Source organism: Cryptosporangium japonicum (genome assembly GCF_039524755.1).
Lineage (GTDB): Bacteria > Actinomycetota > Actinomycetes > Mycobacteriales > Cryptosporangiaceae > Cryptosporangium > Cryptosporangium japonicum.
In genome coordinates this window covers 53074-76212 of sequence record NZ_BAAAGX010000004.1, presented here as the reverse complement: position 1 = coordinate 76212, position 23139 = coordinate 53074, and the positions used below count along the sequence as shown (strand labels likewise).

The window sequence follows — 23139 nt, the reverse complement described above, 5'->3', positions numbered from 1 at the left end:
TAGGTCTACAGCAGGCCGCGCGCCATCGCCGTGGTGACCGCCGCGGTGCGGTCGGAGACGTCGAGCTTGGTGAACGTCCGCAGCAGGTGCGTCTTCACGGTCGCTTCGCTGATGTGCAGCCGTTTCCCGATCTCGCCGTTCGTCAGCCCCTGCCCGACCAGCGTCAGCACCTCGAGCTCGCGCGCGGACAACGACGGTCCGGCGGGGTGGCGCACCTGACGCACCAGCCGCCCGGCCACCGACGGCGCGAGCACGGTCTCGCCCCGGCTGGCCGCCCGTACCGCGGCGGTCAGCTCCGCCCGCGAGGCGTCCTTGAGCAGGTAGCCGGCGGCCCCGGCGTCGACCGCGCGCAGGATGTCGGCGTCGGTGTCGTACGTCGTCAGCACCACGACGTGGGCCGTTCTCACCTCGGCCCGGATGCGTCCGGTGGCGGTCGCGCCGTCCCCGCCGGGCATGCGCAGGTCCATCAGGACGACGTCCGGGCGCAGGGCCCGGGCCAGCACCACCGCCTCCGGACCGGAGCCGGCCTCCCCCACCACCTCGAGGTCGGGTTCGGCGTCGAGCATGCCCCGCAGGCCGTCCCGGACCACCGGATGGTCGTCGACCAGCAGCACCGTGATCACCGGGGCACCTCGCAGGTCACCGTCGTGCCGGCGCCGGGCGCCGAGCGGATCGTCAGGGTTCCGCCGAGCTGCTCGACCCGGCTGCGCATGCCGGCCAGGCCGTAGCCGGACCGCTGGGCGCCGGGGTCGAACCCGGCGCCGTCGTCGTCGATCGTGAGCGTCACCGCGCCGTCGTGCGCGATCAGGTCCACGCTCACGCTGGCGGCGTCGGCGTGTTTGCGTACGTTCGTCAACGCTTCCTGCACCGCACGCACCAGCACGACCTCCACCCGGGTGGGCAGCCCCGGCGGGACGTCGACGGCGCAGGTGGCATCGGCGCCGGTCTCCTCGGCCAGCCGGGCGACCTGCTTCTCGATCACCTCGACGAGTGTGCCGGGCCGCAGGTCGGCCGGTGCGAGCACGGTGACCATCGCCCGCGCCTCGGCGAGGTTCTCCCGCGCCGTGCGCACCGCGAGCGCGAGCCGCCGGTCGGCGCTGCCCCGGTCGGTGTCCAGCTCGCTCTCCGCGGCCTGCACCAGCGTGACGATGCTGGTGAAGCCCTGAGCGAGGGTGTCGTGGATGTCCGCGGCCAGCCGGGCGCGCTCGGCGGCCACCCCGGCCTGGTGCGACAGCGCCGCCACCGCGGCCCGGCTGGCTTCGAGCTCGGCGATCAGGTGGGCGCGTTCGGCGCTCTGCCGGCCGATGTTGACGATCGAGGCCCCGATCAGCGCGGTGAAGGTCAGGCCGAGCACGGCGATGCCGACCGTGTCGCGGGCCGCGTCGAGGCTGGCCTCACGCAGGCCGTTGATCGGGATCGGGGCGAGGTTGAGGACCGCGATCGCGACCAGCGCCGACCGCAGGCGCAGGCAGAGGAACGCGATCGGGCAGACCGCGAACAGCGCGAACGACGAGATGCCGTCGGAGGCCACCGACACGCCGAACACGACGACGACCCCGGTGGCGTAGACCAACGCGCCGGGGTGGTCGGGCGTGTCGGCGGCGTCGTCGTCGCGGGCGAACCGGCGGCCGAACACGGCCCAGCTCAGACCGATCAGCACGAGGCACCCGATCGAGAGTCCCCGACGGGTGGGCGTGGCCTCGCTGCCCGAGGCCACCAGCGCGATCAGCGCGACCACGCTCACCGCCACGTACGCGTCCCACGGCCACAGCCACCGCCGCGACCCGTCGGTCGCGGCGGTGGCCGCCGGAGCGACGCTCACGCGGTCCGCCGGTCGTTCCAGCGGAACGTCGCCAGCGCCAGCACCAGCCCGGCGACGCACCAGGCGCCCAGCACGAGCGCGATCCGGCCGTGCTCCCACTGCCCCGCCACCTCCTGCGCCGCCAGCTCGTCCGGCAGGAACACCGACCGGAAGCCCTGCCCCATCCACTTCACCGGGAAGACCGAAGCGATCTTCACCATGGTCTCCGGAAGCGACGCGATGTCGACGAAGATCCCCGACACGAACTGCAGCGCGAGCACCGGCAGGTTGAGCACCGCCGCCGCGCTCTTCGCCGAGCGCACCAGCCCGCTGACCGCGATCCCGAACAGCGTGCACGCGATCACCGAGAGCGCGAACAGCCAGCCGAACGTCACCCAGCGCCCGGCGTCGGTGGGCAGCTCCAGGTCGAACACGACCGCGCCGACGCCGAGCACCAGCGCGATCTCGGCCGCCGTGGTGACCATGACCAGCAGAACCTTGCCGATCAGGTACGCGGTGGCGGTCACCGGCGTGCCGTGCAGGCGCTTGAGCGTGCCGTCCTCGCGGTCGGCCGCGATGCCGGTGCCGACGCTCAGGAACGCCGTCGACAGGATGCCGTACGCGATCATGCTGGCCGCGAAGATCTGCGAGACCGTGGTGCCGGGGAAGCCGTCGAGCGGCTCGTCGAAGATGAAGCCGAGCATCAGCAGGAGGAACGCCGGCAGCGTGAACGTGAAGATCACCGCGTCCTTCTCCCGGAAGAACTGCCGGATCTCCAGCCCGCCCCGGGCCAGTCCGATGCGCAGGGTCGAGGGCAGCGGCGCGGCGAGCGTGGTGGTCATCGGACCTCTCCGATCAGGTCGAGGTAGACGTCTTCGAGGCTGCGTCGTTCGACGCGCAGATCGGTGGGGTCCACCAGCGTCGTCAGCAGGCGGGCCGGGTCGTCGGTGGCGACGGAGTGCCGACCGTCGGCGTCGCGCCAGGTGACGGTGGTCCGCCCGTCCCGGCCGCCGAGGTCGGCGGGGGTGCCGGCGGCGACGACGCGGCCGCCGGCCAGCACCGCGATGCGGTCGGCCAGCGCCTCGACCTCGTCGAGGTAGTGGCTGGTGAGCACGATCGTCGTGCCGTCGCCGGCCAGGCCGCGGATCAGCGCCCAGAAGCTCCGGCGGGCCTCCGGGTCGAAGCCGGTCGTGGGCTCGTCCAGGAACAGCAGGTCCGGGGCGCCGACGATGCCGAGCGCGACGTCGACGCGACGGCGCTGGCCGCCGGAGAGGGTACGCAGCTTCGCGCCGGCCTTGGCCTCGAGGCCGCACCGGGCGATCACGTCGTCGGGGTCGCGGGGCGCGGGGTAGTACCCGGCGACGTGACGCACGATCTCGCGGACCGTGAGTTCGGGGGCGTCGGTGACGCTCTGCAGCACGATGCCGAGCCGTGCGCGCCAGCGCCGCCCGGCCGTGCCCGGATCCTCGCCGAGCACCCGGACGTTCCCGCCGTCGCGCCGGCGGTGCCCTTCCAGGATCTCGACGGTCGTGGTCTTCCCGGCGCCGTTCGGGCCCAGCAGCCCGAACACTTCGCCGCACTCGACCCGCAGGTCGATGCCGTCGACGGCGGGGCGCCCGCCGTAGGTCTTGCGGAGCTCGGATACCTCGATGACAGCCATGCATCGAGCGTCCCGTTCCGCCCGCTCCCCCGGGACGACCACCGGACTGAACCCGCCTGTCCACCGACCGGTGGACAGGCGGGGAACGTCAGGCGGCCGGCTCGTCAGTGGTGGCGTAGGTGGCGGCCAACGCCTCCCAGGCCGCGCGCTGGTCGGCGGTGAGGCGCTGCGGCGCGACGATCTTCACCTCGGCGTACAGGTCACCGGCCGAGCCGCGCGGGTTCGGCAGGCCGCGTCCACGCAGGCGCAGGCGGCGTCCGGACGACGAACCGGCCGGCACCTTCACGTCCACCGGGCCGCCGGGCGTCTCCACCGTCGCGGTCGCGCCGAGCGTCGCCTCCCACGGCATCACCGGCAGCTCCACGGTCACGTCGCGGCCGCTCACCCGGTAGCGCGGGTGCGGCGCGAGACGCACGTACAGGTACAGGTCGCCGCGTGGCGCGTCCTCGCCGTACCCGTCGCCGCCCTGGCCGGCCAGCCGGATGCGCTGGGAGTCCACGACGCCGGCCGGGATGTTCACGTCGATCGTGCGCACGCCGGTCGCGGTACGCATCGTCAGGCTGCGTCGCCCACCGGCGTACGCGTCCTCGACCGAGAGCTCGATCTCGGCCTCGACGTCCGGCCCCGGCACCGGGCCCGCGGGCCGCCCGCCGAAGAACCCCGAACCGCCGCCGAACAGCCCACCGAGCAGGTCCTCGAAGTCGGCGCCACCGCGTGAGAAGTACATTCCGGGACCCGCGCCGCCGCCGAACGGTGATCCGGCCGCGCCCGGCTCGAAGTCCTCCGGCACCTTGCGCCAGTCGTCCCCGAACTGGGGGGAGAACTTGTCGTAGCGGGCACGCAGGCCGGCGTCGGACAACACCTCGTTGGCCTCGTTCACCCGCTTGAAGGTGTCCTCGGCGCCCGGATCGGAGTTGACGTCCGGGTGGTACTTGCGGGCCAGCTTGCGGTAGGCGCGCTGGATGTCCTCCGGGCCCGCCGACCGCTCGACGCCCAGCACCTCGTAGTAGTCGCTCGTGGTGGTGGCCACCTTCCGCTCCTCGTCGCTCGGGTCGCTCCGTCCAGCGGGATGACAACGCCACCGACCGATTCATTCCCGGAAGTTGAGCCGACCCGGCTCAACTGACTCCCCGGATGCGGGTGACCAGCAGCGCGCCCACGATCCCGACGGCGGCACCGGCCAGGAACAGCAGCGGATACCCCCCGATCGTGATGAACACCGGCGCGACCGCCGGCGCCAGCGACTGCGGGAGCGCGTTGGCCATGTTGATGACCCCGAGGTCCTTGCCGGCGTCGTCGAGATCGGGGAGGACCTCGGTGATCAGCGCCAGGTCCACCGCGTAGAAGCAGCCGGTGCCCAGCCCGAGGATCACCTCACCGACCAGTAACTGGGTGAACGAGCCCGAGAGCGCGACGACGATCAGGCCGACCATCGCGATCAGCGCCGCCGCGATCACGAACGGCTTGCGGCGCCCGATGCGGTCGGAGACGAAACCGCCGACGACGCTGGTGAGCACGGTGGCGCCCATCGCGATCACGGTGGCGACCGCGACCCGCCCCGGCACGTCGGCGGTGGGCACGCCGAGCTGCTCGGAGAGGAAATACGGCAGGTAGGTGAGGCCGGTGGCGGCCGCGAACACGAACGTGAAGCGGGTCAGCCAGGCCCAGCCGAAGTCGGGGTGGCGGCGCGGATCGAAGAAGAAACTGCGCCACAGCCGCAACGGCTGACGCTCCGGCGTCACCCGGTCACGCAGCACACCGGCGAACAGGCCGACGAGGACGACCGCGATCAGCGCGGGCACGCCGAACCGGGCCAGGTCACCGGGGAGCACCGCGGTGAGCACCGTTCCGGCCACGATCGACACCAGCGTCGTGATGCCGACCAGCCCGCTCACCGCCCCGCGGCGGGCGACCGGCACCTGGTCGGGCAGCGTGGCCGAGTGGGCCGCCAGCGCCGCGTTGTAGGCGATCTGCGCGACGCACCAGCCGACGCCGACGAGCAGCACGCTCTCGGCCAGCGCCACGACGACGAGCCCGAGCGCTCCGACCAGGACACCCAGGACGAGCCACGGCCGCCGCATCCCCAGCCGCGACGTCGTCCGGTCCGACAGCCGCCCGAACAGCGGGTTGCTGACCAGCGCGAGGAACGCCCCGACGCCGAGCACGACACCCAGGTCGCGTTCCTTGGTGTCCGGCGCGACCGCCTCGACCTTCAGCGCGAGCGTCACCACGACCGGCGTCAGCAGCGCGAGGTTGAGCCCGAAACCGGCGAGCGGCATGGTCGCGCCGAACACGGCCAGCGGCGTCCGGGGACGCGACGACAGTTCGGTCATGAACCGCCCCTCCACGAGGTCTCGACCGACGGGAGCGTCAAACATAGGGGTTACCGTGCGCTGGTGACGACGAACGGGACGGGACGCCGGCCGCGCGGCAGCTACTCCAAGGGCCGGGCGAAACGCGCCGAGATCCTGTCCGAGGCGGTGCGGGTGTTCGCCGACTCCGGCTACCGGGGCGGCTCGCTCAAGGAGATCGCCGACCGCGTCGGTCTGAGCCAGGCCGGTCTGCTGCACCACTTCACCTCGAAGGAGCAGTTGCTCGCCGAGGTGCTGGCCGAGCGGGACGCCGAGGACGGCGCGCGGATGTTCCCGGCCGACGAGACGCTGACCGGCCGTCAGGCGCTCGACCGGATGGCCGGGCAGGTGCGGCACAACACGACCGTGCCGGGCCTGGTGCGGCTCTACGCGACGCTCTCCGGCGAGGCCGTCGCCGAGGGTCACCCCGCGCGCGAGCCGTTCGTCGAGCGCTACCGGGAGCTGCGCGCGCTGATGGCCCGGGCCGTGCGCGAAGCGCAGGATGCCGGGGAGCTGCCGTCCGACCGCGACCCGGTGATGCTCGCCACTGCGTTGATCGCGGTGATGGACGGTCTGCAGACCCAGTGGCTGCTCGAACCGGACGCCGTCGACATGCCCGCGGTGTTCGACACGCTGCTGGCCGCGCTCGGCCTTTCCGGAAACACCCGATAAGAGTTACCGAACGCAGCCGAGAGCTACCACGTTCTCACGCAGGCCTGACAGTTGAACAACAGCACTCGCGCGGAACCCGACGTTTATCTCCCGCCCCTGGGGTAGAGCCCTCGGTGCGCAGGGAGCCGTCGGGCCCCGTGTGAGGCGGTAGTGACTACACACGGTCAAACCGTTCCGGCGACCACGCTCCCGCGCTCCGTAGGACTGCCGCCGAAAGGGACATTCGCATGCGTGTGCTCGGAATCAACGCGTTGTTCCACGATCCGTCGGCCTGCCTCGTCGTCGACGGCACGCTGGTCGCCGCCGCCGAGGAGGAGCGTTTTTCCCGCCGCAAGCACGGCAAGCGCCCGGTGCCGTTCTCGGCCTGGGAACTGCCCGAGCAGGCCGCCCGGTGGTGTCTGGCCCAGGCCGGCCTGCGGGCGAGCGACGTCGACGTGGTCGGGTACGCCTACGACCCCGCGCTCGCCGAGCCCGCCGAGTCGCTCGGGCTGCACGACCCCTGGGACCACCTGCGCCAGATGTACGCGCGCGAGGCGCCCGGCTTCCTGGCCGAGGCGCTGCCCGGCCTCGACCCGGCCAAAGTCCAGTTTGTCCGGCATCACGTCGCGCACGCCGCGTCCGCCGCCTACGCCGCGCCGAACTCCGCGACCGGCTCGGTGCTGGTCCTCGACGGCCGCGGTGAGGCCACGTCGCACCTGGCCGGGCGTCGGGTCGGCGCGGAGCTGCAGACCCTCGCGTCGCAGCGCCTGCCCCACTCGCTCGGGCTGTTCTACGAGGACCTGACCGCCCACCTCGGCTTCCTGCGCTCGTCCGACGAGTACAAGGTGATGGCGCTGGCCTCCTACGGTTCGCCGCGGATGGCCGCCGAGCTGCGTCGGCGGGTGTACTCCACGGAGGACGGCGGGTTCCGCACGACCGGCGTCGACTGGACCGAGTTCTGCCCGCCGCGCGGCGCCGACGAGGCCTGGAGCCCGGCCCACGCCGACGTCGCCGCCTCGGCCCAGCTCGTGCTCGAGGACGTGCTGCTCGACCTCGCGCGCTGGCTGCACGGCCAGACCGGCGACGAGCTGCTCACGATGGCCGGCGGCACCGCGCTGAACTGCGTGGCCAACTCCCGGATCGTCCGGGAAGGACCGTTCTCCCGGGTGTGGGTGCAGCCGGCCGCCGGTGACGCCGGAACCGCGCTGGGCGCCGCCGTCTACCTCTCCGCGATGCACGGCGACGACCCGGCCCCGATGGGCGGCGCCGACCTGGGCCGCGGCTGGTCGGAGGCCGAGCTCGAGGCCTGGCTCAAGACCGCGGCCGTGCCCTACGAGCGGCCCGACGACGTCGCCGACGCGGTGGCGTCCGCGCTGGCCCAGAACCAGATCGTCGCCTGGTTCCAGGGCCGCGCCGAGTTCGGCCCGCGCGCGCTCGGGCACCGCTCGCTGCTGGCCCACCCGGGTCACTCGGGCAACCTCGAGCGCCTCAACGACGTCAAGGGCCGCGAGCAGTTCCGCCCGGTGGCGCCGATGGTGCTGGCCGACCGCGCGCCGGAGATCTTCACCGGCGGCCCGTTCCCCAGCCCCTACATGCTGTTCGTGCACGACACCAAGCCCGAGTGGCGCAACCGGATCCCGGCGGTCGTGCACGTGGACGGCACCGCGCGGCTCCAGACCGTGGACGCCGCGGCCGAGCCGCTGGTCGCCGCGATGCTGCGCGGGTTCGAGCGGCGCACCGGCCTGCCGGTCGTCGTCAACACCAGCCTGAACACCGCCGGGCGGCCGATGGTCGACGATCCGCGTGACGCGCTGGAGTGTTTCGGGTCGGCGCCGGTCGACCTGCTCGCGCTCGGTCCGTTCGTCGTTCGCCGAGGGTCGGTGTTCGGTCGTGGGGACGGCCGATGACCTGGTCCGTGGTCATCCCCACGATCGGGCGCCCGACGTTGTCCGCGTGCCTCGACGCGCTGGCCGGTAGCGTCCGGTCGCCGGTCGAGGTCGTGCTCGTCGACGATCGGCCGCTGCGCGAGTGCGGGCCGCTGCCGGTGGAGGTGCCGCCGGGGCTCGACGTGCGGGTGGAGTACGGCTGCGGGAACGGGCCCGCGGCCGCGCGGAACGTGGGCTGGCGGTCGGTCCGCACGGACTGGGTCGTGTTCCTCGACGACGACGTGCTCCCCGGGCCGGGCTGGGCCGCCGCGCTGGAGGCCGACCTGGCCTCCGCCGACGGAGGCGTCGGGGCGGTGCAGGGGCGGATCGTGGTGCCGATGCCGGGCGGGCGGCGGCCGACCGACGCGGAACGCAACACGGCCGGGCTGGCCGAGTCGGCGTGGATCACCGCCGACATCGCGTACCGGGTGGCGGCGCTCGCCGGGGCCGGCGGGTTCGACGAGCGGTTCCGGCGCGCGTTCCGGGAGGACGCCGACCTGGCGCTGCGGGTACGCGACGCCGGGTGGTCGCTGGTGGTCGGGCAGCGGGTCACCACGCACCCGGTGCGGCCGGACGGGCCGCTCGCCTCGGTGCGGGCCCAGGCCGGCAACGCCGACGACGTGCTCATGACCCGGCTGCACGGCCCGACCTGGTGGGACCGCGCCGAGGCACCGCGCGGCCGTTTTCCCCGCCACGCCGTCGTCACCGCGGCCGGCACCGCCGCCGTCGCGCTCGCCGCCGCCGCCGTCCCGCGCCGCGGAGGTGGGTCCGGCGCGTCGAGGGGGCGGGCCGGGCGGTACCGCCGGGGCGCGGCGGTCGCGGCGGCGGTGTGGGCGGCCGGAACCGCCGAGTTCGCGGCGGCCCGGATCGCTCCCGGCCCCCGCACCCGCCGCGAGATCACGACGATGGTCGCGACCAGCGTCCTCATTCCGCCCGCCGCCGTGGCCCACCACCTGGTCGGCCGGTGGCGTCACCGCCGACCGGAGCCCTGGTCCGCCCCCGCACCGGCCACCGACCGGGTGGAGGTGGCGCGTTGATCGCGGCGGTGGGGGCGTCGGCGTCCGCGCCGGAGGCCTGGCTGTACCTGAACCCCGAGCGCACCCGGCCGCGTCCGGACGGCGACGCGCCCCGGCTCGTGCTCTTCGACCGCGACGGCACGCTGACCGTCGACGACCCCCCGTACAACGGCGACCCCGCCCGGGTGCGGCTACGGCCCACCGCCCGGGAGGCCGTCGACGTCCTGCGCGACCGACACATCGCGGTCGGCGTCGTCAGCAACCAGTCCGGCGTCGGCCGGGGACTGTTGACGCGCGCCCAGGTCGAAGCCGTCGCCGACCGCATCGAGCAGCTGCTCGGACGCTTCGACGCCTGGGTGTTCTGCCCGCACACCCCGGCGGCCGGGTGCGCCTGCCGGAAACCGGCGCCGGGCCTGGTGCTCGCGGCCACCGACGCGCTCGGCGTGCCCCCGGCCGCGACCGCGGTGATCGGCGACATCGGCGCCGACGTCGGGGCGGCCACCGCCGCCGGAGCCGCCGGTGTCCTGGTTCCGACCGCGGTGACCAGGGCCGAGGAGGTCGCGGCCGCCCCCGTCGTGGCGCCGGATCTGCTCGCGGCCGTGCGGTCGCTCCTCCCCCGGGCCGTCGCATGAGGACGCTCGTGGTCCGGCTGGACAGCGCGGGCGACGTGCTCCTCGCCGGGCCGGCGGTGCGCGCGGTCGCCGCGTCCTCGAGCCACGTCACGTTCCTCTGCGGACCGCAGGGTGCGGCGGCCGCGCGCCTGCTGCCCGGCGTGGACCGGGTGATCGTCTGGGACGCGCCCTGGGTGGGGCTCGAACCCCCGCCGGTGCGTCCGGCCGAGGTCGAGACGCTCGTCGAGACGCTCGCCGTGGAGTACCTCGACCGCGCCCTGGTCCTCACCAGCTTCCACCAGAGCCCGCTCCCGACCGCGCTGGTGCTGCGGCTGGCCGGGATCGGCTGGATCGGCGCCGACAGCGTCGACTACCCCGGGGCGCTGCTCGACCTGCGTCACCAGCGTGGGCCGCACCGGCACGAGGCCGACGCCGCGCTCGACCTCGCCCGCGACGCGGGATACGCGCCGCGCGCCGACGACCCCGGTGGCCTGGCCGTTCTCCCGCCACCGGACGTGCGTGACCTGGTCGGCGACGAACCCTACGTCGTGGTGCACCCGGGCGCCGCGGTGCCCGCGCGGGCGCCCGGCGTCGACACCGCGGTCGAGATCACCGCCGCGCTCCGGGAACACCACCGCGTGCTCGTCACCGGCGGTCCCGACGAGACCGCGCTGACCGCGGCGATCGCCCGCCGCACCGGCGCCGAGGACCTCGGTGGCCGCACCGGGCTGCACGGCCTCGCCGGCATCCTGGCCGGTGCCGGTGCGGTCGTGGCCGGCAACACCGGGCCGGCGCACCTCGCGGCCGCGGTCGGCACGCCGGTCGTCTCGCTGTTCGCGCCGGTCGTGCCGGCCGAGCGCTGGGCGCCGTATGGCGTCGCGTCGGTGCTGCTCGGTGACCAGCGGGCGCCGTGCGCGGACACCCGCGCCCGGACGTGCCCGGTACCGGGCCACCCCTGTCTCTCGTCGATACGCGGTGCGGACGTCGTCACCGCCGTCGACTCGCTTCTCAGCCGGGTCGAGCAGCGGCCCACCACCCCTCTGACCAACCGGGGCGTGATCGCGTGAACATCCTGCTCTGGCACGTGCACGGTTCGTGGACCACCGCGTTCGTCCACGGCCGGCACCGTTACCTGCTGCCGGTGACGCCCGACCGGGGGCCCGACGGCCTCGGCCGGGCGCGCACCTGGGACTGGCCCTCCGCCGCCGTCGAGCTGACCCCCGCGGAACTGCGCGAGGCCGACGTCGACGTGGTGGTGCTGCAGCGTCCGCACGAGGCCGCCCTGGCCCGCGAGTGGCTCGGGCGCGACGTCCCCGCGGTCTACCTGGAGCACAACGCGCCCGGGACGGACGGCACCGGCACCGGCGGTGTCCCCGAGACCCGGCACCCGCTGGCCGACGCCGGCCTGCCGATCGTCCACGTGACGCATTTCAACCGCCTGTTCTGGGACTCCGGCGCGAGCCGGACCGTGGTGATCGAACACGGCATCCCGGACCCGGGTCACCGCTGGACTCCGACCGTCGACCGCGCCGCCGTCGTGGTGAACGACCCGGTGCGGCGCGGGCGGTGGACCGGCACCGACCTCCTGCCCACGCTGGCCGACGCCGTGCCGCTGGACGTGTTCGGCATGCGCGCCGACCGGCTCGACGTGCCGGGTGCGCGCACGTTCGACCTGCCGCAGTCCGAGCTGCACGACGCGATGGCCGCGCGCCGCTGCTACGTGCACCCGATCCGGTGGACGTCGCTGGGGCTGTCGCTGCTCGAAGCCATGCACCTGGGGATGCCGGTGGTCGCGCTGGCCACCACCGAGGTCGTCCGGGCCGTCCCGCCGGGCGCCGGGGTGATCTCCACCGACCCGGCCGAACTGGCCGCCGCCGCGCGCCGCTACCTCGACGACCCGGACCTGGCCGCCGCCCACGGCGCCGCCGCCCGGCAGGCCGCGCTCGACCGGTACGGGCTCAAACGATTCCTCGACGACTGGGACGTGCTTCTCGACGAGGTGGCCGCATGAGAATCTCGCTGGTCTCCGAGCACGCCAGTCCGCTCGCGGTCCTCGGCGAGGTCGACGCGGGCGGGCAGAACGTGCACGTGGCGAGCCTGGCGGTCGCGCTCGCCGCGCGCGGGCACGAGGTGACCGTCCACACCCGGCGCGACGATCCCGCCCTCCCGGCCACTGTCGCGTTCGACGCCGGCGTGACCGTCCACCACGTCGACGCCGGACCGCCGAGCGCGGTGCCGAAGGACGACCTGCTGCCGTTCATGACGACGTTCGGCGACGAGCTGGCCGCCTACTGGCGGGCCGAACGCCCGGACGTCGTGCACGCGCACTTCTGGATGTCGGGGCTGGCCTCGCTCGGCGGGGCGCGCCAACTCGACGGGCCGGGAGTGCCGGTGCTGCAGACGTTCCACGCGCTGGGCTCGGTGAAGCAGCGCCACCAGGGCGCCGACGACACCAGCCCGCCGGGGCGCGTCTCCGCCGAGCGGACGATCGGGCGCAGCGTCGCGCGCATCGTGGCGACCTGCACCGACGAGGTGCAGGAGCTGCGCGCGATGGGGGTGCCGACCGACCGGGTGCGGGTGGTGCCCTGCGGGGTCGACACCTCGCTGTTCACGCCGGACGGTCCGGTGGAGGCGCGGGTCGACCGGCCCCGGCTGCTCCAGGTCGGCCGCCTGGTGCCACGCAAGGGCGCGGACGTCGCCCTGCGCGCCCTCCGCGCGATTCCCGACGCCGAACTGGTGCTGGCCGGCGGGCCCCCGTTCGAGCGGCTGGCCTCCGAACCGGAGGCGCAGCGGCTCCTGTCGCTGGCCCGCTCGCTCGGCGTGGCCGACCGGCTCGTGCTGCTCGGTGGCGTCGACCGCGCGCGGATGCCGTCGCTGTTCCGCAGCGCCGACGTCGTGCTCTGCCCGCCGCGCTACGAGCCGTTCGGCATCGTGCCGCTGGAAGCGATGGCTTGCGCCCGTCCGGTCGTCGCCAGCGCGGTCGGCGGCCACCTCGACACGGTCGCCGACGGCCGCACCGGCTACCTGGTCGCACCGGAGGACCCGGCGACGCTCGCCCGCGCCGTCACCTCGTTGCTCCAGGCGCCGTCGACCCGGGACGAGTTCGGGGCGGCCGGGCGGCGCCGCGCCGAGTCCCGCTACGGGTGGGACCGGGTCGCGGCGGCCACCGAGGTCGCCTACCGCGAGGTCGCCCGGCGCCACCTTCCCCCGTCGACGGTCCGGCGTCTGCGACCGGCCGCCACTCCCACAGGAGCAGCTCGATGACCTCTCAACTCGACCGGCCGGCCCGCTTCGGTCACCCGGGCCTCGACGGCGCGGCCGCGCACTGCGTCGCGCTGGAGGAGACGCTCGTCCGGCTGCGCACCACCCAGCTGCCGCTGCTGACCGCGTGGGGCGCGACGCTGGCCGACCGACTCCCGACCGGGTCGCGCCTGCTCGCCGCGGGCAACGGCGGGAGCGCGGCCCAGGCCCAGCACCTCACCGCCGAGCTGGTCGGCCGCTACCAGGAGGAACGTCCGGCGTACTCGGCGATCTCGCTGCACGCCGAGACGTCGAGCCTCACCGCGATCGGCAACGACTACGGGTTCGACGAGCTGTTCGCGCGGCAGGTGGCGGCGCACGGCCGGCCCGGGGACGTCCTGGTGACGATGTCGACGTCGGGCACCAGCCGGAACCTGCTCCGCGCCGCCGAGGTCGCGCGTGACCTCGGGGTCACGGTGTGGGCGATGACCGGGCCGCGCCCCAACCCGCTGGCGGCCGCGGCGGACGCGGCCCTGTGCGTGGAGGCCGACCGCACGGCGACGGTGCAGGAGGCGCACCTGGTCGCGCTGCACTTGATCTGCGCGGCCTTCGACGCGTCCCTGACGCCCCGCCGGTTGTCGGCATGAGCGGCGCGACGGGGCCGATCGTGGTGGTCGGGGACGCGCTCCTCGACCGGGATCTCGACGGGGACGCGACCCGGCTCGCTCCGGACGCGCCCGTACCCGTGGTGGACCTCACCGGCGAGCGCGCCCGGCCCGGCGGGGCCGCGCTCGCCGCGTGCCTGGCGGCCGAGCGCACCGAGCGGGAGGTCGTGCTGGTCACCGCGATCGGATCCGGACCGGACGCGGACACCCTGCGCGGGTTGCTGGCCGGGCGGGTGCGGCTGGTGGAGTTCCCGCTGCGTGGTGCCCTGCCGGTCAAGACCCGGGTCCGGGCGGGCGGCCGTCCGCTGCTGCGGGTGGACCGGGGCGACGGGGTCCCGCTGCCGTCACCCGACACCGACCTCGACGCGGTGCTGCGCAGCGCCGCCGCCGTCCTCGTGGCCGACTACGGCCGGGGCGTGGCCGACGTGGCCCGCCCGGCCCTCGACGCGATCACCCGCTCGCCGCGGACCGCGCCGGTCGTCTGGGACCCGCACCCCCGCGGGCCGGAGCCGACGCCGGGCACCCGCCTGGTCACCCCCAACCTCGCCGAGGCCGCCGGCGCGGACGCCGCCGAGCTCGCGGCCCGCTGGGGGGCCTCCGACGTGGCCGTCACGATGGGGGCGCGGGGCGCGGTGCTCAGCCGCGGGTCGGCGTCGCCGATGCTGGTGCCGGCCCCGTTCACCGCCTCCGGCGACCCCTGCGGCGCCGGTGACTGCTTCTCCGCGACCGTCGTGGTCGCGCTCGCCGACGGGGCGCTGCCCGAGGAGGCCGTCACCCGGGCGGTCGCGGCCGCCTCGGCGTTCGTGGAGTCGGGCGGCGCGGCGGCGTGGCCCGGACCGTCCGGCGCCGAGGTCCGCTCCGCCGCCGGGCTGGACGGGGCGCTGGCGCTCGCCGCGACGGTGCGTGCCGGGGGCGGCACGGTCGTGGCCACCGGCGGATGCTTCGACCTGCTGCACGCCGGGCACGTGGGGCTGCTCGAAGCGGCCCGACGCACCGGGGACTGCCTGATCGTCTGCCTCAACTCCGACGCCTCGGTGACCCGCCTGAAAGGACCGGGCCGCCCGCTCAACACCGCCGCCGACCGCGCCCGGGTGCTGGGCGGGTTGGCCAGCGTCGACGCGGTGGTGGTGTTCGACGAGGACACCCCGGAGCGGGTGCTCGAGGCGCTGCGGCCGGACCGCTGGGTGAAGGGCGGCGACTACACGGTCGACGCGCTGCCCGAGGCCGCGGTCGTGCGCTCCTGGGGCGGCGAGGCCGTCGTGCTGCCGTACCTCGACGGGCACTCCACCACCGACCTGGTCCACCGGGCCACCGCGGGAGCCGGCCGATGAGCACGGTGCTGGTGTTGCGCGCGCTGGGGCTCGGCGACCTGCTGGCGGCGGTGCCCGCGCTGCGCGGGTTGCGGCGGGCCTGTCCGGAGCACGAGATCGTGCTCGCGGCGCCCGCGCGGTTCGCGGACGTCGTGGCGGCCACCGGCGCGGTGGACCGGCTGCTGCCGACCACGGCGCCGGGCCGGGAGGTGCCGTCCCACCTCGACTGGGACGGTCCCCCGCCGGACGTGGCGGTGGACCTGCACGGCAACGGTCCGCTGAGCCACGACCTGCTGGCTGCGCTCGGCCCGGCCCGGATCCTCAGCTGGGTCGACGGGCCGACCTGGCGCGACGACGAGCACGAGCGGGTCCGCTGGTGCCGGCTGCTGCGGTTTTACGGCATCGGCGCCGACCCCGACGACGTCCGCCTCGACGTGGTGCGCCCACCGGGGCCGGGCGCGGTGCTGATCCACCCCGGCGCCGACGCCGCCGCCCGCCGCTGGCCCGCCGACCGGTTCGCCGCCGTGGCCAGGGCCCTCACCGCGGCCGGCGTCCCGGTGGTCATCACCGCCGGCCGGGGTGAAGGCGCCCTCGCCGCGGCCGTCGCCGACCGGGCCGGCCTCCCACCGGCCACAGTGGTCGGCGGCGACGCGGACGTCCCGTTCGCGGCACTCGCCGCCCGCGTCGCCGGTGCCCGCGCGGTGGTGGTGGGCGACACCGGGATCGCCCACCTGGCCAGTGCGGTCGCCACCCCGTCGGTCGTGCTGTTCGGGCCGGTCAGCCCGGCGCTCTGGGGTCCGCCGGCCGACTTCCGGCACCGGGTGCTCTGGCGCCCCGACGACCCGGCCGTGCTCCGTCCCGGCGACGCCCACGGCACCACCCCGGACGCCCGCCTGCTCCGCGTCGGCGTGGACGACGTGCGCACCGAGCTCGCGGCACTCGGGATCCCGACGGAAGCCGCGCTGAGCGGGGCCGCGCGGTGACCGCGACCGGCATCGTCCTGATCACGCGCAACCGGCGGGAACGCACGCTGCGCACGCTCGGCGTGCTGACCGCGCTGCCGCAGCGGCCCCCGATCGTCGTGGTCGACAACGCGTCGGCCGACGGCACCGCGGACGCCGTGCGGCGCCACCACCCGGACGTGCGCCTGGTGCGCGGTCACCGCAACCACGGCGCACCCGCACGCACGCTGGGCGCCCGGATGCTCGCCACGCCGTACGTCGCGTTCAGCGACGACGACTCCTGGTGGGCGCCGGACGCGCTCCCGATCGCCGAGGGGCACTTCGCGCGGAACCCGCGGCTCGGGTTGATCGCGGCACGCACGCTGGTGGGGCCGGAGCACACCGAGGACCCGCTCAACCGGGTGCTCGCCACCTCGCCGCTCGGCACCGCGGCGGACCTGCCGGGGCCGTCCGTGCTGGGGTTCCTGGCGTGCGCGAGCGTCGTGCGCCGGAACGCGTTCCTGCAGACCGGCGGCTTCTCCGAGATCCTGCACTTCGGCGCCGAGGAGACGCTGCTCGCGATCGACCTCGCCGCCGCCGGGTGGGGCGTCGCGTACTGCGCCGACGTCGTCGCGCACCACCACCCCGACGACGGCGGGCGGCCCGGACGCGCGATTCGGCTGCGCCGCAACGCGCTGCTCACCACGTGGCTGCGCCGGCCCTGGCCGGTGGTGGCCGCGGACACCGCGGCGCTGGCCCGGGCGGCACGCACCGATCCGGGGGCCCGGCGGGTGCTCGCCGCCGCGGCGCCGAAGCTGCTGACCGCCGTGGGGAACCGCCGACGCCTTCCGGGTCGCGTCGAGAACGATCTGACGCTGCTCTGAGGAGAGAGATCCATGTTCGACGATCGGGTCACCGTCGCGGTGATCACGCACAACCGACGCGACGAGCTGCTGCACACGCTCGCCCGGCTCGAGGCGTTGCCGGAGCGGCCGCGGGTGATCGTGGTGGACAACGCGTCCACCGACGGCACCGCCGCGGCGGTACGGGAACGCCACCCGGACGTCCGGCTGCTGGCGCCCGGGCGCAACCTCGGCGCGACCGGGCGGAACCTGGCCGCGCGCGAGGTCACCACGCCCTACCTGGCGTTCTGCGACGACGACACGTGGTGGGAGCCGAAGTCGCTGGCCGGGGCCGCGGACCTGCTCGACGCCAACCCGCTGGTCGCGGCGGTGACCGCCCGGATCCTCGTCCACGCGGACGGGCGGGAGCCGTTCGAGGACCCGATCGTGGCCGAGCTGCGCGATTCGCCGGTGCCGCGGCCGGACTGGCTCCCGGGGCCGGCGCTCGGGTCGTTCCTGGCCGGCGCGACCGTCGTGCGGCTCGACCCGTTCCGGGCCGCCGACGGGTTCTCGTCGCGGCTGTGGCTCGGCGGCGAGGAGGAGCTGCTCGCCGTCGACCTGGCCGCGGCCGGATGGTGGCTGGTGTACGCGGAGGACCTGACGATCCACCACCGGCCGTCCCCGGCCCGCGACGCGACGCTGCGGCGGCGCCACGGCATCCGCAACACGCTCTGGTTCACCTGGCTGCGGCGGCCGCTGGGCCCGGCCGCGCGGCGCACCGCGTTCCTCGCGACGACCGTGCCGCGCGACCGGACGTCGCTGCTGGCGTTCGCGGAGGCCGCCGCGGGGCTGCCCTGGGTGCTGGCCGAACGGCGCCCGGCGCCGGAGTGGGTGGAGCGGGGGTTGCGTGCGCTGGAGGCGCCGCAGCGTGCGTCGGGAGCGCGCTCCTATGTCGGCTAAGGTGCTGGTCGCCGGCTGGTACAGCTTCCTGCACGGCGAGGCGACGGCCGGGGACGTGCTCGCCGGCGACGCCGTCACCGCCGCGCTGGACACGCTCGGCCGCGAGTACGACGTGGTCTGGTCGCCGGGGTTCCGGCCGGGCGCGCTCCACCTCGACGACGTCGAGCCGGCCGACTACGACACGGTCGTGTTCGCCTGCGGGCCGCTGCACAGCGACCCACCGGCCCCGCTCCTCGAGCTGCACGAACGCTTCGCCCACTGCCGCCGGATCGCGGTCGGGGTCTCGGTGCTCGACCCGTCCGACCCGGCCGTGACCGGCTTCTCCGTCGTGCTCCCCCGGGACGCCACCGGGTGCGAGCCGGCGGCCGACCTCGCGTTGGCCGCGCCCGAGCCGGACGCCGTACCCGTAGTCGGTGTGATCCTCACCGACGGTCAGCACGAGTACGGCGTCCGGCGGCGGCACCGGGAGGTCAGCGAGGCGCTCACCGGCTGGCTGCACGGCCTCGACGTGGCCCGTCTCCCGCTCGACACCCGGCTGGACACCCGCGACTGGCGGCTGGCGGCCACGCCCGGCCAGTTGCGTTCGGTGCTGAACCGCCTGGACGTGATCGTCACGACCCGCCTGCACGGCCTGGTGCTCGGCCTGCAGGCGGGCGTCCCGGTGCTGGCCGTGGACCCGGTCGACGGCGGCGCGAAAGTGACCGCGCAGGCCCGGGCGCTCGGCTGGCCGGCGATCCTGCCCGCCGACGACCTGAGCCGCCTGGACGAGTGGTGGCGCTGGTGCCTCTCCCCCGCCGCGCGCACCTGGGTCAACCCGCCGAACACGCTGGTGAAGAGGTTGGTGGAGGTGCTGCCGGGGGTAGCACCCCGGGCATGACACGGGTGCTCGCGATCACCGCAGGCTCGCACAGCGTCGGCATCGCGCTGGTCGACGGCGAGGAGGAACTCGCGGCGGAGACGCTCGACGTGGACCCCGGTACGGCCGGGGACGCGCTGCGCGCGTTCCTCGAGACGCTGCCCGCGCCGCCGGACGCGGTCGGGCACCGGCTGGTGCACGGCGGCGGCCTGGTCGCGGTGCCCACGCTCGTCGACGACGCGCTCGCCGACGCGTTGAGCGGGGTGGCGGATCTCGCGCCGCAGCACGACCCGCCCGCGCTGGCCCTGCTCGCCGCGGCCCGGCGCGAGTTGCCCGACGTACCGCACTACGTCTGCCCCGACACCCGGTTCCACGCCGGGTTGCCGCCGGCCGCGGCGCTGCTGCCGCTGCCGGCGCGGTGGCGGGAGCGGTGGGGGTTGCACCGGTACGGGTTCCACGGGCTGTCGTACGCGTGGGCGTCCCGGCGGGCCGCGGCGATCCTGGACCGGCCGTCGCCGAACCTGGTGATCGCGCACCTCGGTGGCGGCGGGTCGGTGTGCGCGGTCGCCGGTGGGCGCAGCGTCGACACGACGATGGGGATGACACCGCTGGACGGGATCCCGATGACCAAACGGTCGGGAGCGGTGGACCCCGGGTTGCTGCTGTGGTTGCTCGACGGGCGCCTGACCCGCGACGAGCTCGCCGACGGGCTGGAGAAGGAGTCCGGGCTGCTGGGCATGTCGGGCGGGTTGTCGGCCGACACGCGTGAGCTGGTGGCGTCCCCGGACCCGGTGGCGGCCGCGGCGCTGGACGCCTACGCCCACGCGGTGCGGCGGGCCATCGGAGCGATGGCGGTGTCGCTGCCCCGGCTGGACGCGCTCGTGTTCACCGGCGAGATCGGCTGGGACCAGCCCGAGGTCCGTTCGGCGGTCTGCGCGGAGCTCGCGATCCTCGGCATCCAGCCGGTGACGGCCGATCCGGTGACCGAGGACGGCGTGATCTCCCGCGAGGGCGTCCCCGTGCTGGTCGTCGAGACCGACGAAGAGCGCCAGATCGCGCTCGAGGTGAGCGCTGCCCGCTCCTAGAGCGGGCAGCGCCCCACGAACTCACGCCGGGGGAACCTCCGACGCCATCACGGCGTCGGCGCGCTCCCAGGCGCGGTGCATCCCGAGCGCGGTCACCAGGCCCGCGACGAACTCCTTGTCGGGGGCGTCGCCGAGCAGCACGCCCGGCCCCGGCGCGATGCCCGCACCGGCGAGCACCGTCGCCCCGTCGCCCCAGGCGCCGATCGCCTTGGCGTGGCGGTACGCCTCGAGCAGCAGGATCCGGGCCTTGATGTCCCCGGCGTCCGGCGTCTCGGCCACCCCGGAGGCGACGACGACCGCGTCGAACTCGATCGAACGGGCGGTGAGGAACGTCCGCTCGACGATCTCCCGGCCGAGGTTGCCGCCGTGCGGCGCGATCACCCGCACCACCGCGCCGGCGCCCTCGAGCGCCTTGCGCAGCTTCCCGATGCCGTCGACGTCGGCGCCCGGACCGGCCACCACGCCGACGATCCGGCCGGTGATCGGGCCCGGCTCGGCCGGGATCTGCGACAGCGCCGGCGAGATCGCGCCGTGCGCGACGGGCTCACCCTTCGGAGCGGGCAGCCCGAGCCCGGCCGCGACCGCCTCGCACAGCCCGGTGTCGATCTTCGCGAGCACCTCGAGCTCGCGCTCCTTGATCGCCTGCTCGTAGCACTTGCCCAGCTCGAACGTGAACGCCTCGGTGATGTGCACCTGCTCGATCGGCGTCAGCGAGTGGTAGAACAGCGCCGCCTGGCTGAAGTGGTCGTCGAACGAGGCCGGGTTCTCCCGGACCTTCGGCCCGTCGACCCGGGTGGGGATCTCGACGTACCCGTCCTCACTGGTGAACGGGCCGCCCCCGTCGATCGAGTTCGGCAGGTACGGCGCGATCCCACGGTGCACCGCGGTCTGGTGGAAGCCGTCGCGCAGGTTGTCGTTCACCGGCACGTGCGGGCGGTTGATCGGCAGCTGCGGGAAGTTCGGCCCGCCCAGGCGGGTGAGCTGCGTGTCCACGTAGGAGAACAGCCGGCCCTGCAGCAGCGGGTCGTTGGTGACGTGGATGCCCGGCACGAGGTTGCCGAGGTGGAACGCCACCTGCTCGGTCTCGGCGAAGTAGTTCGTCGGGTTCCGGTCGAGCGTCAGCTTGCCGACGAGCTGCACCGGCGCGAGCTCCTCGGGGACGATCTTCGTCGGGTCGAGCAGGTCGATGCCCTCGAACGTCTCGTCCTCGGTGTCGGGGAACAGCTGCAGGCCCAGCTCGTACTCGAGGAACGCGCCGTTCTCGATGGAGTCGGCCAGGTCCCGGCGGTGGAAGTCGGGGTCGACGCCGGCCGCGATCTGCGCCTCCTCCCACACCAGCGAGTGCACGCCGGCGACGGGCTTCCAGTGGAACTTCGCGAGCACCGTGTCGCCGTCGGCGTTCTGGAGGCGGAACGTGTGGACGCCGAAGCCCTCCATCGTCCGGTAGGAGCGCGGGATGCCCCGGTCGGACATGTTCCAGAAGACGTGGTGCGTGGCCTCGGTGTGCAGCGACACGAAGTCCCAGAACGTGTCGTGGGCCGACTGGGCCTGCGGGATCTCGCGGTCCGGGTGCGGCTTCCCGGCGTGGATGATGTCCGGGAACTTGATCGCGTCCTGGATGAAGAACACCGGGATGTTGTTGCCGACGAGGTCGAAGTTCCCCTCGTCGGTGTAGAACTTCACCGCGAACCCGCGGGTGTCGCGCACCGTGTCCGCGGAGCCGCGGGAGCCCAGCACGGTCGAGAACCGCACGAAGACGTCGGTCTCCTGGCCCTTCTCGGCGAGGAACTTCGCCTTCGTGGCCGACGCGGCGTTGCCGTACGACACGAACGTGCCGTGCGCGGCCGCGCCCCGGGCGTGCACGACCCGCTCCGGGATGCGCTCGTGGTCGAAGTGCGTGATCTTCTCGCGCAGGTGGTGGTCCTCGAGCAGCGACGGACCGCGCCGACCGGCCTTCAGCGAGTGGTCGGTGTCCGACAGCCGCAGTCCCTGCGCGGTCGTGAGGTGGTCCCCGGCTTGCGCGCGGGGATCCCCGCCGAGCAGCCCTTCACGCTCGGTGCGTCCGGTGGGGCTGACCGTCTTTGGTGCGCCTTGGTCGGGGTGGCGTTCGGCAGGCATCCGTAGCTTCTCCTCGCCCTCACTGGTGACTGACGGCGGCCGGATGCCCCGATTAGTCCCCTTCAAACGGCTAAATTTGAACGTGTCAAGCCGTCATTCCTGGGCATCCGGGCGGCATGGTGAGCATCGGATACTTCCTGTCCTGCGAAGAGTTCGGCCCGCGTGAGCTGGTCGACCAGGCCCGGCGCGCCGAGCAGGCCGGGTTCACCCGGCTCTGGATCTCCGACCACTTCCACCCGTGGAACGGCGAGCAGGGCAACAGCCCGTTCGTCTGGTCGGTCATCGGGGCGCTGTCCGAGGCCGTGTCGCTGCCGGTGACCACGGCGGTCACCTGCCCCACGGTCCGGATCCACCCGGCGATCATCGCGCAGGCCGCCGCCACGGCCGCGGTGCAGCTGGAGGGCCGGTTCGTGCTCGGCGTCGGCTCCGGCGAGGCCCTCAACGAACACATCCTGGGCGACGCGTGGCCGCCGGCCGGTGTCCGCCAGGACATGCTCGAGGAGGCCGTCGCGCTCATCCGTGAGCTGCACACCGGGAAGATCGTCACGCATCACGGCGAGCACTACGTGGTGGAGAACGCGCGGATCTACACACTGCCGTCGGAGCCGGTGCCGATCTACGTGTCGGCGTTCGGCCCCCAGGCGGCCGAGTTGGCCGCCGCGATCGGCGACGGGTTCTGCACCACCCAGCCGGACGCGTCGCTGGTGAAGACGTACCGCGACGCCGGCGGGAAGGGCCCGGCCCAGGGCGGGATGAAGGTCTGTTACGCCCCGGACCGGGCCTCGGCCGTGAAGACCGTGCACCGGCTGTGGCCCAACGAGCAGCTGCCCGGCCAGCTCGCGCAGGAACTGGCGACGCCGCTCTTGTTCGAGCAGGCCTCCGAGCTGATCACCGAGGAGACGATCGACTCGTCCCCGCTGCCGCTCGGCCCGGATCTCGACGAGCACGCGAAGTCGGTGCAGGAGTACGTCGACGCGGGCTTCGACGAGGTCTACGTCCAGCAGATCGGCCCGGGCCAGGAGGCGTTCTTCGCCGCCTGGGAGAAGGACGTCCTCCCCCGCTTCGCCTGACCCGGATGTGGGCGGGCCGCAGCCACTGGCTGCGGGC

General features: G+C 74.6%; 22 protein-coding genes. 15 read left to right on the top strand and 7 right to left on the bottom strand.

The features are described 5' to 3' along the window. Positions 1–5: 5 nt before the first annotated feature. The 6 genes from ABD437_RS03455 to ABD437_RS03430 form a co-directional block, all read right to left on the bottom strand. Positions 6–623 carry a response regulator gene (locus tag ABD437_RS03455; protein WP_344647258.1) on the bottom strand — a complete coding sequence of 206 codons (618 nt, stop codon included), beginning with the start codon at positions 621–623 and terminating at the stop codon, positions 6–8. After that, on the bottom strand, positions 620–1822 hold the full coding sequence (locus tag ABD437_RS03450; protein WP_344647257.1) for a sensor histidine kinase: 1203 nt from the start codon (positions 1820–1822) through the stop codon (positions 620–622). The genes ABD437_RS03455 and ABD437_RS03450 overlap by 4 nt, the downstream gene beginning before the upstream one ends. Beyond that, entirely contained in the window at positions 1819–2643 is an 825-nt protein-coding gene (locus ABD437_RS03445; RefSeq protein ID WP_344647256.1) for an ABC transporter permease, read from the bottom strand. Before ABD437_RS03445 ends, ABD437_RS03450 begins: the two co-directional genes overlap by 4 nt. Then, positions 2640–3461, bottom strand: coding sequence for an ABC transporter ATP-binding protein (locus ABD437_RS03440; RefSeq protein WP_344647255.1), 822 nt, complete (start codon positions 3459–3461; stop codon positions 2640–2642). The genes ABD437_RS03445 and ABD437_RS03440 overlap by 4 nt, the downstream gene beginning before the upstream one ends. A gap of 88 nt (positions 3462–3549) precedes the next feature. Continuing rightward, a complete protein-coding gene (locus tag ABD437_RS03435; protein ID WP_344647254.1) occupies positions 3550–4491 on the bottom strand; it encodes a DnaJ C-terminal domain-containing protein in 942 nt (313 codons plus the stop codon). A gap of 88 nt (positions 4492–4579) precedes the next feature. After that, on the bottom strand, positions 4580–5794 hold the full coding sequence (locus tag ABD437_RS03430) for an MFS transporter (protein WP_344647253.1): 1215 nt from the start codon (positions 5792–5794) through the stop codon (positions 4580–4582). A gap of 63 nt (positions 5795–5857) precedes the next feature. Here ABD437_RS03430 and ABD437_RS03425 point away from each other — a divergent pair, with 63 nt between their 5' ends. The 14 genes from ABD437_RS03425 to ABD437_RS03360 all read left to right on the top strand — a co-directional run bounded on the left by ABD437_RS03425 (position 5858) and on the right by ABD437_RS03360 (position 19914). Continuing rightward, positions 5858–6484 (top strand): TetR/AcrR family transcriptional regulator, encoded by a 627-nt coding sequence (locus tag ABD437_RS03425; protein WP_344647252.1) that lies wholly within the window; start codon positions 5858–5860, stop codon positions 6482–6484. Positions 6485–6711: 227 nt separating this feature from the next. After that, on the top strand, positions 6712–8370 hold the full coding sequence (locus ABD437_RS03420) for a carbamoyltransferase family protein (protein WP_344647251.1): 1659 nt from the start codon (positions 6712–6714) through the stop codon (positions 8368–8370). Then, the gene (locus ABD437_RS03415) at positions 8367–9425 is read left to right on the top strand and encodes a glycosyltransferase family 2 protein (RefSeq protein ID WP_344647250.1); all 1059 of its coding nucleotides are present in this window, start codon (positions 8367–8369) and stop codon (positions 9423–9425) included. Before ABD437_RS03420 ends, ABD437_RS03415 begins: the two co-directional genes overlap by 4 nt. After that, positions 9422–10036 carry a D-glycero-alpha-D-manno-heptose-1,7-bisphosphate 7-phosphatase gene (locus ABD437_RS03410; protein WP_344647249.1) on the top strand — a complete coding sequence of 205 codons (615 nt, stop codon included), beginning with the start codon at positions 9422–9424 and terminating at the stop codon, positions 10034–10036. The genes ABD437_RS03415 and ABD437_RS03410 overlap by 4 nt, the downstream gene beginning before the upstream one ends. Next, complete coding sequence (locus ABD437_RS03405; RefSeq protein ID WP_344647248.1) at positions 10033–11082, top strand: glycosyltransferase family 9 protein; 1050 nt, start codon at positions 10033–10035, stop codon at positions 11080–11082. Before ABD437_RS03410 ends, ABD437_RS03405 begins: the two co-directional genes overlap by 4 nt. After that, entirely contained in the window at positions 11079–12026 is a 948-nt protein-coding gene (locus ABD437_RS03400; protein ID WP_344647247.1) for a glycosyltransferase, read from the top strand. Before ABD437_RS03405 ends, ABD437_RS03400 begins: the two co-directional genes overlap by 4 nt. After that, entirely contained in the window at positions 12023–13279 is a 1257-nt protein-coding gene (locus ABD437_RS03395; RefSeq protein ID WP_344647246.1) for a glycosyltransferase, read from the top strand. Before ABD437_RS03400 ends, ABD437_RS03395 begins: the two co-directional genes overlap by 4 nt. Then, complete coding sequence (locus ABD437_RS03390) at positions 13276–13902, top strand: D-sedoheptulose-7-phosphate isomerase (protein ID WP_344647245.1); 627 nt, start codon at positions 13276–13278, stop codon at positions 13900–13902. Before ABD437_RS03395 ends, ABD437_RS03390 begins: the two co-directional genes overlap by 4 nt. Continuing rightward, a complete protein-coding gene (gene rfaE2, locus ABD437_RS03385) occupies positions 13899–15251 on the top strand; it encodes a D-glycero-beta-D-manno-heptose 1-phosphate adenylyltransferase (protein WP_344647244.1) in 1353 nt (450 codons plus the stop codon). Before ABD437_RS03390 ends, rfaE2 begins: the two co-directional genes overlap by 4 nt. Continuing rightward, entirely contained in the window at positions 15248–16213 is a 966-nt protein-coding gene (locus tag ABD437_RS03380; RefSeq protein ID WP_344647243.1) for a glycosyltransferase family 9 protein, read from the top strand. The genes rfaE2 and ABD437_RS03380 overlap by 4 nt, the downstream gene beginning before the upstream one ends. Beyond that, on the top strand, positions 16210–17055 hold the full coding sequence (locus ABD437_RS03375) for a glycosyltransferase family 2 protein (RefSeq protein WP_344647242.1): 846 nt from the start codon (positions 16210–16212) through the stop codon (positions 17053–17055). The genes ABD437_RS03380 and ABD437_RS03375 overlap by 4 nt, the downstream gene beginning before the upstream one ends. Before the next feature lie 12 nt (positions 17056–17067). Further along, entirely contained in the window at positions 17068–17973 is a 906-nt protein-coding gene (locus ABD437_RS03370; RefSeq protein ID WP_344647241.1) for a glycosyltransferase family 2 protein, read from the top strand. Further along, positions 17963–18850, top strand: coding sequence for a polysaccharide pyruvyl transferase family protein (locus ABD437_RS03365; protein WP_344647240.1), 888 nt, complete (start codon positions 17963–17965; stop codon positions 18848–18850). Before ABD437_RS03370 ends, ABD437_RS03365 begins: the two co-directional genes overlap by 11 nt. After that, positions 18847–19914, top strand: a complete 1068-nt coding sequence (locus ABD437_RS03360; protein ID WP_344647239.1) for an acetate kinase — start codon at positions 18847–18849, stop codon at positions 19912–19914. The genes ABD437_RS03365 and ABD437_RS03360 overlap by 4 nt, the downstream gene beginning before the upstream one ends. Positions 19915–19935: 21 nt before the next feature. On the opposite strand, the gene ABD437_RS03355 is transcribed toward ABD437_RS03360, so the two are convergent. Then, entirely contained in the window at positions 19936–22032 is a 2097-nt protein-coding gene (locus ABD437_RS03355; RefSeq protein WP_344647238.1) for a catalase, read from the bottom strand. Positions 22033–22148: 116 nt separating this feature from the next. On the opposite strand from ABD437_RS03355, the gene ABD437_RS03350 reads away from it, so the two are divergent. Next, positions 22149–23102 (top strand): TIGR03557 family F420-dependent LLM class oxidoreductase, encoded by a 954-nt coding sequence (locus ABD437_RS03350; protein ID WP_344647237.1) that lies wholly within the window; start codon positions 22149–22151, stop codon positions 23100–23102. Positions 23103–23139 lie beyond the last annotated feature (37 nt).

What these genes read in the sequence shown, in the direction of transcription:
- ABD437_RS03445 (WP_344647256.1), bottom strand. Translation starts at nt 2,643, where the DNA reads ATGACCACCACGCTCGCCGCGCCGCTGCCCTCGACCCTGCGCATCGGA.
- ABD437_RS03440 (WP_344647255.1), bottom strand. Translation starts at nt 3,461, where the DNA reads ATGGCTGTCATCGAGGTATCCGAGCTCCGCAAGACCTACGGCGGGCGC.
- ABD437_RS03430 (WP_344647253.1), bottom strand. Translation starts at nt 5,794, where the DNA reads ATGACCGAACTGTCGTCGCGTCCCCGGACGCCGCTGGCCGTGTTCGGC.
- ABD437_RS03420 (WP_344647251.1), top strand. Translation starts at nt 6,712, where the DNA reads ATGCGTGTGCTCGGAATCAACGCGTTGTTCCACGATCCGTCGGCCTGC.
- ABD437_RS03415 (WP_344647250.1), top strand. Translation starts at nt 8,367, where the DNA reads ATGACCTGGTCCGTGGTCATCCCCACGATCGGGCGCCCGACGTTGTCC.
- ABD437_RS03405 (WP_344647248.1), top strand. Translation starts at nt 10,033, where the DNA reads ATGAGGACGCTCGTGGTCCGGCTGGACAGCGCGGGCGACGTGCTCCTC.
- ABD437_RS03395 (WP_344647246.1), top strand. Translation starts at nt 12,023, where the DNA reads ATGAGAATCTCGCTGGTCTCCGAGCACGCCAGTCCGCTCGCGGTCCTC.
- ABD437_RS03390 (WP_344647245.1), top strand. Translation starts at nt 13,276, where the DNA reads ATGACCTCTCAACTCGACCGGCCGGCCCGCTTCGGTCACCCGGGCCTC.
- rfaE2 (WP_344647244.1), top strand. Translation starts at nt 13,899, where the DNA reads ATGAGCGGCGCGACGGGGCCGATCGTGGTGGTCGGGGACGCGCTCCTC.
- ABD437_RS03380 (WP_344647243.1), top strand. Translation starts at nt 15,248, where the DNA reads ATGAGCACGGTGCTGGTGTTGCGCGCGCTGGGGCTCGGCGACCTGCTG.
- ABD437_RS03370 (WP_344647241.1), top strand. Translation starts at nt 17,068, where the DNA reads ATGTTCGACGATCGGGTCACCGTCGCGGTGATCACGCACAACCGACGC.
- ABD437_RS03365 (WP_344647240.1), top strand. Translation starts at nt 17,963, where the DNA reads ATGTCGGCTAAGGTGCTGGTCGCCGGCTGGTACAGCTTCCTGCACGGC.
- ABD437_RS03360 (WP_344647239.1), top strand. Translation starts at nt 18,847, where the DNA reads ATGACACGGGTGCTCGCGATCACCGCAGGCTCGCACAGCGTCGGCATC.
- ABD437_RS03355 (WP_344647238.1), bottom strand. Translation starts at nt 22,032, where the DNA reads ATGCCTGCCGAACGCCACCCCGACCAAGGCGCACCAAAGACGGTCAGC.
- ABD437_RS03350 (WP_344647237.1), top strand. Translation starts at nt 22,149, where the DNA reads ATGGTGAGCATCGGATACTTCCTGTCCTGCGAAGAGTTCGGCCCGCGT.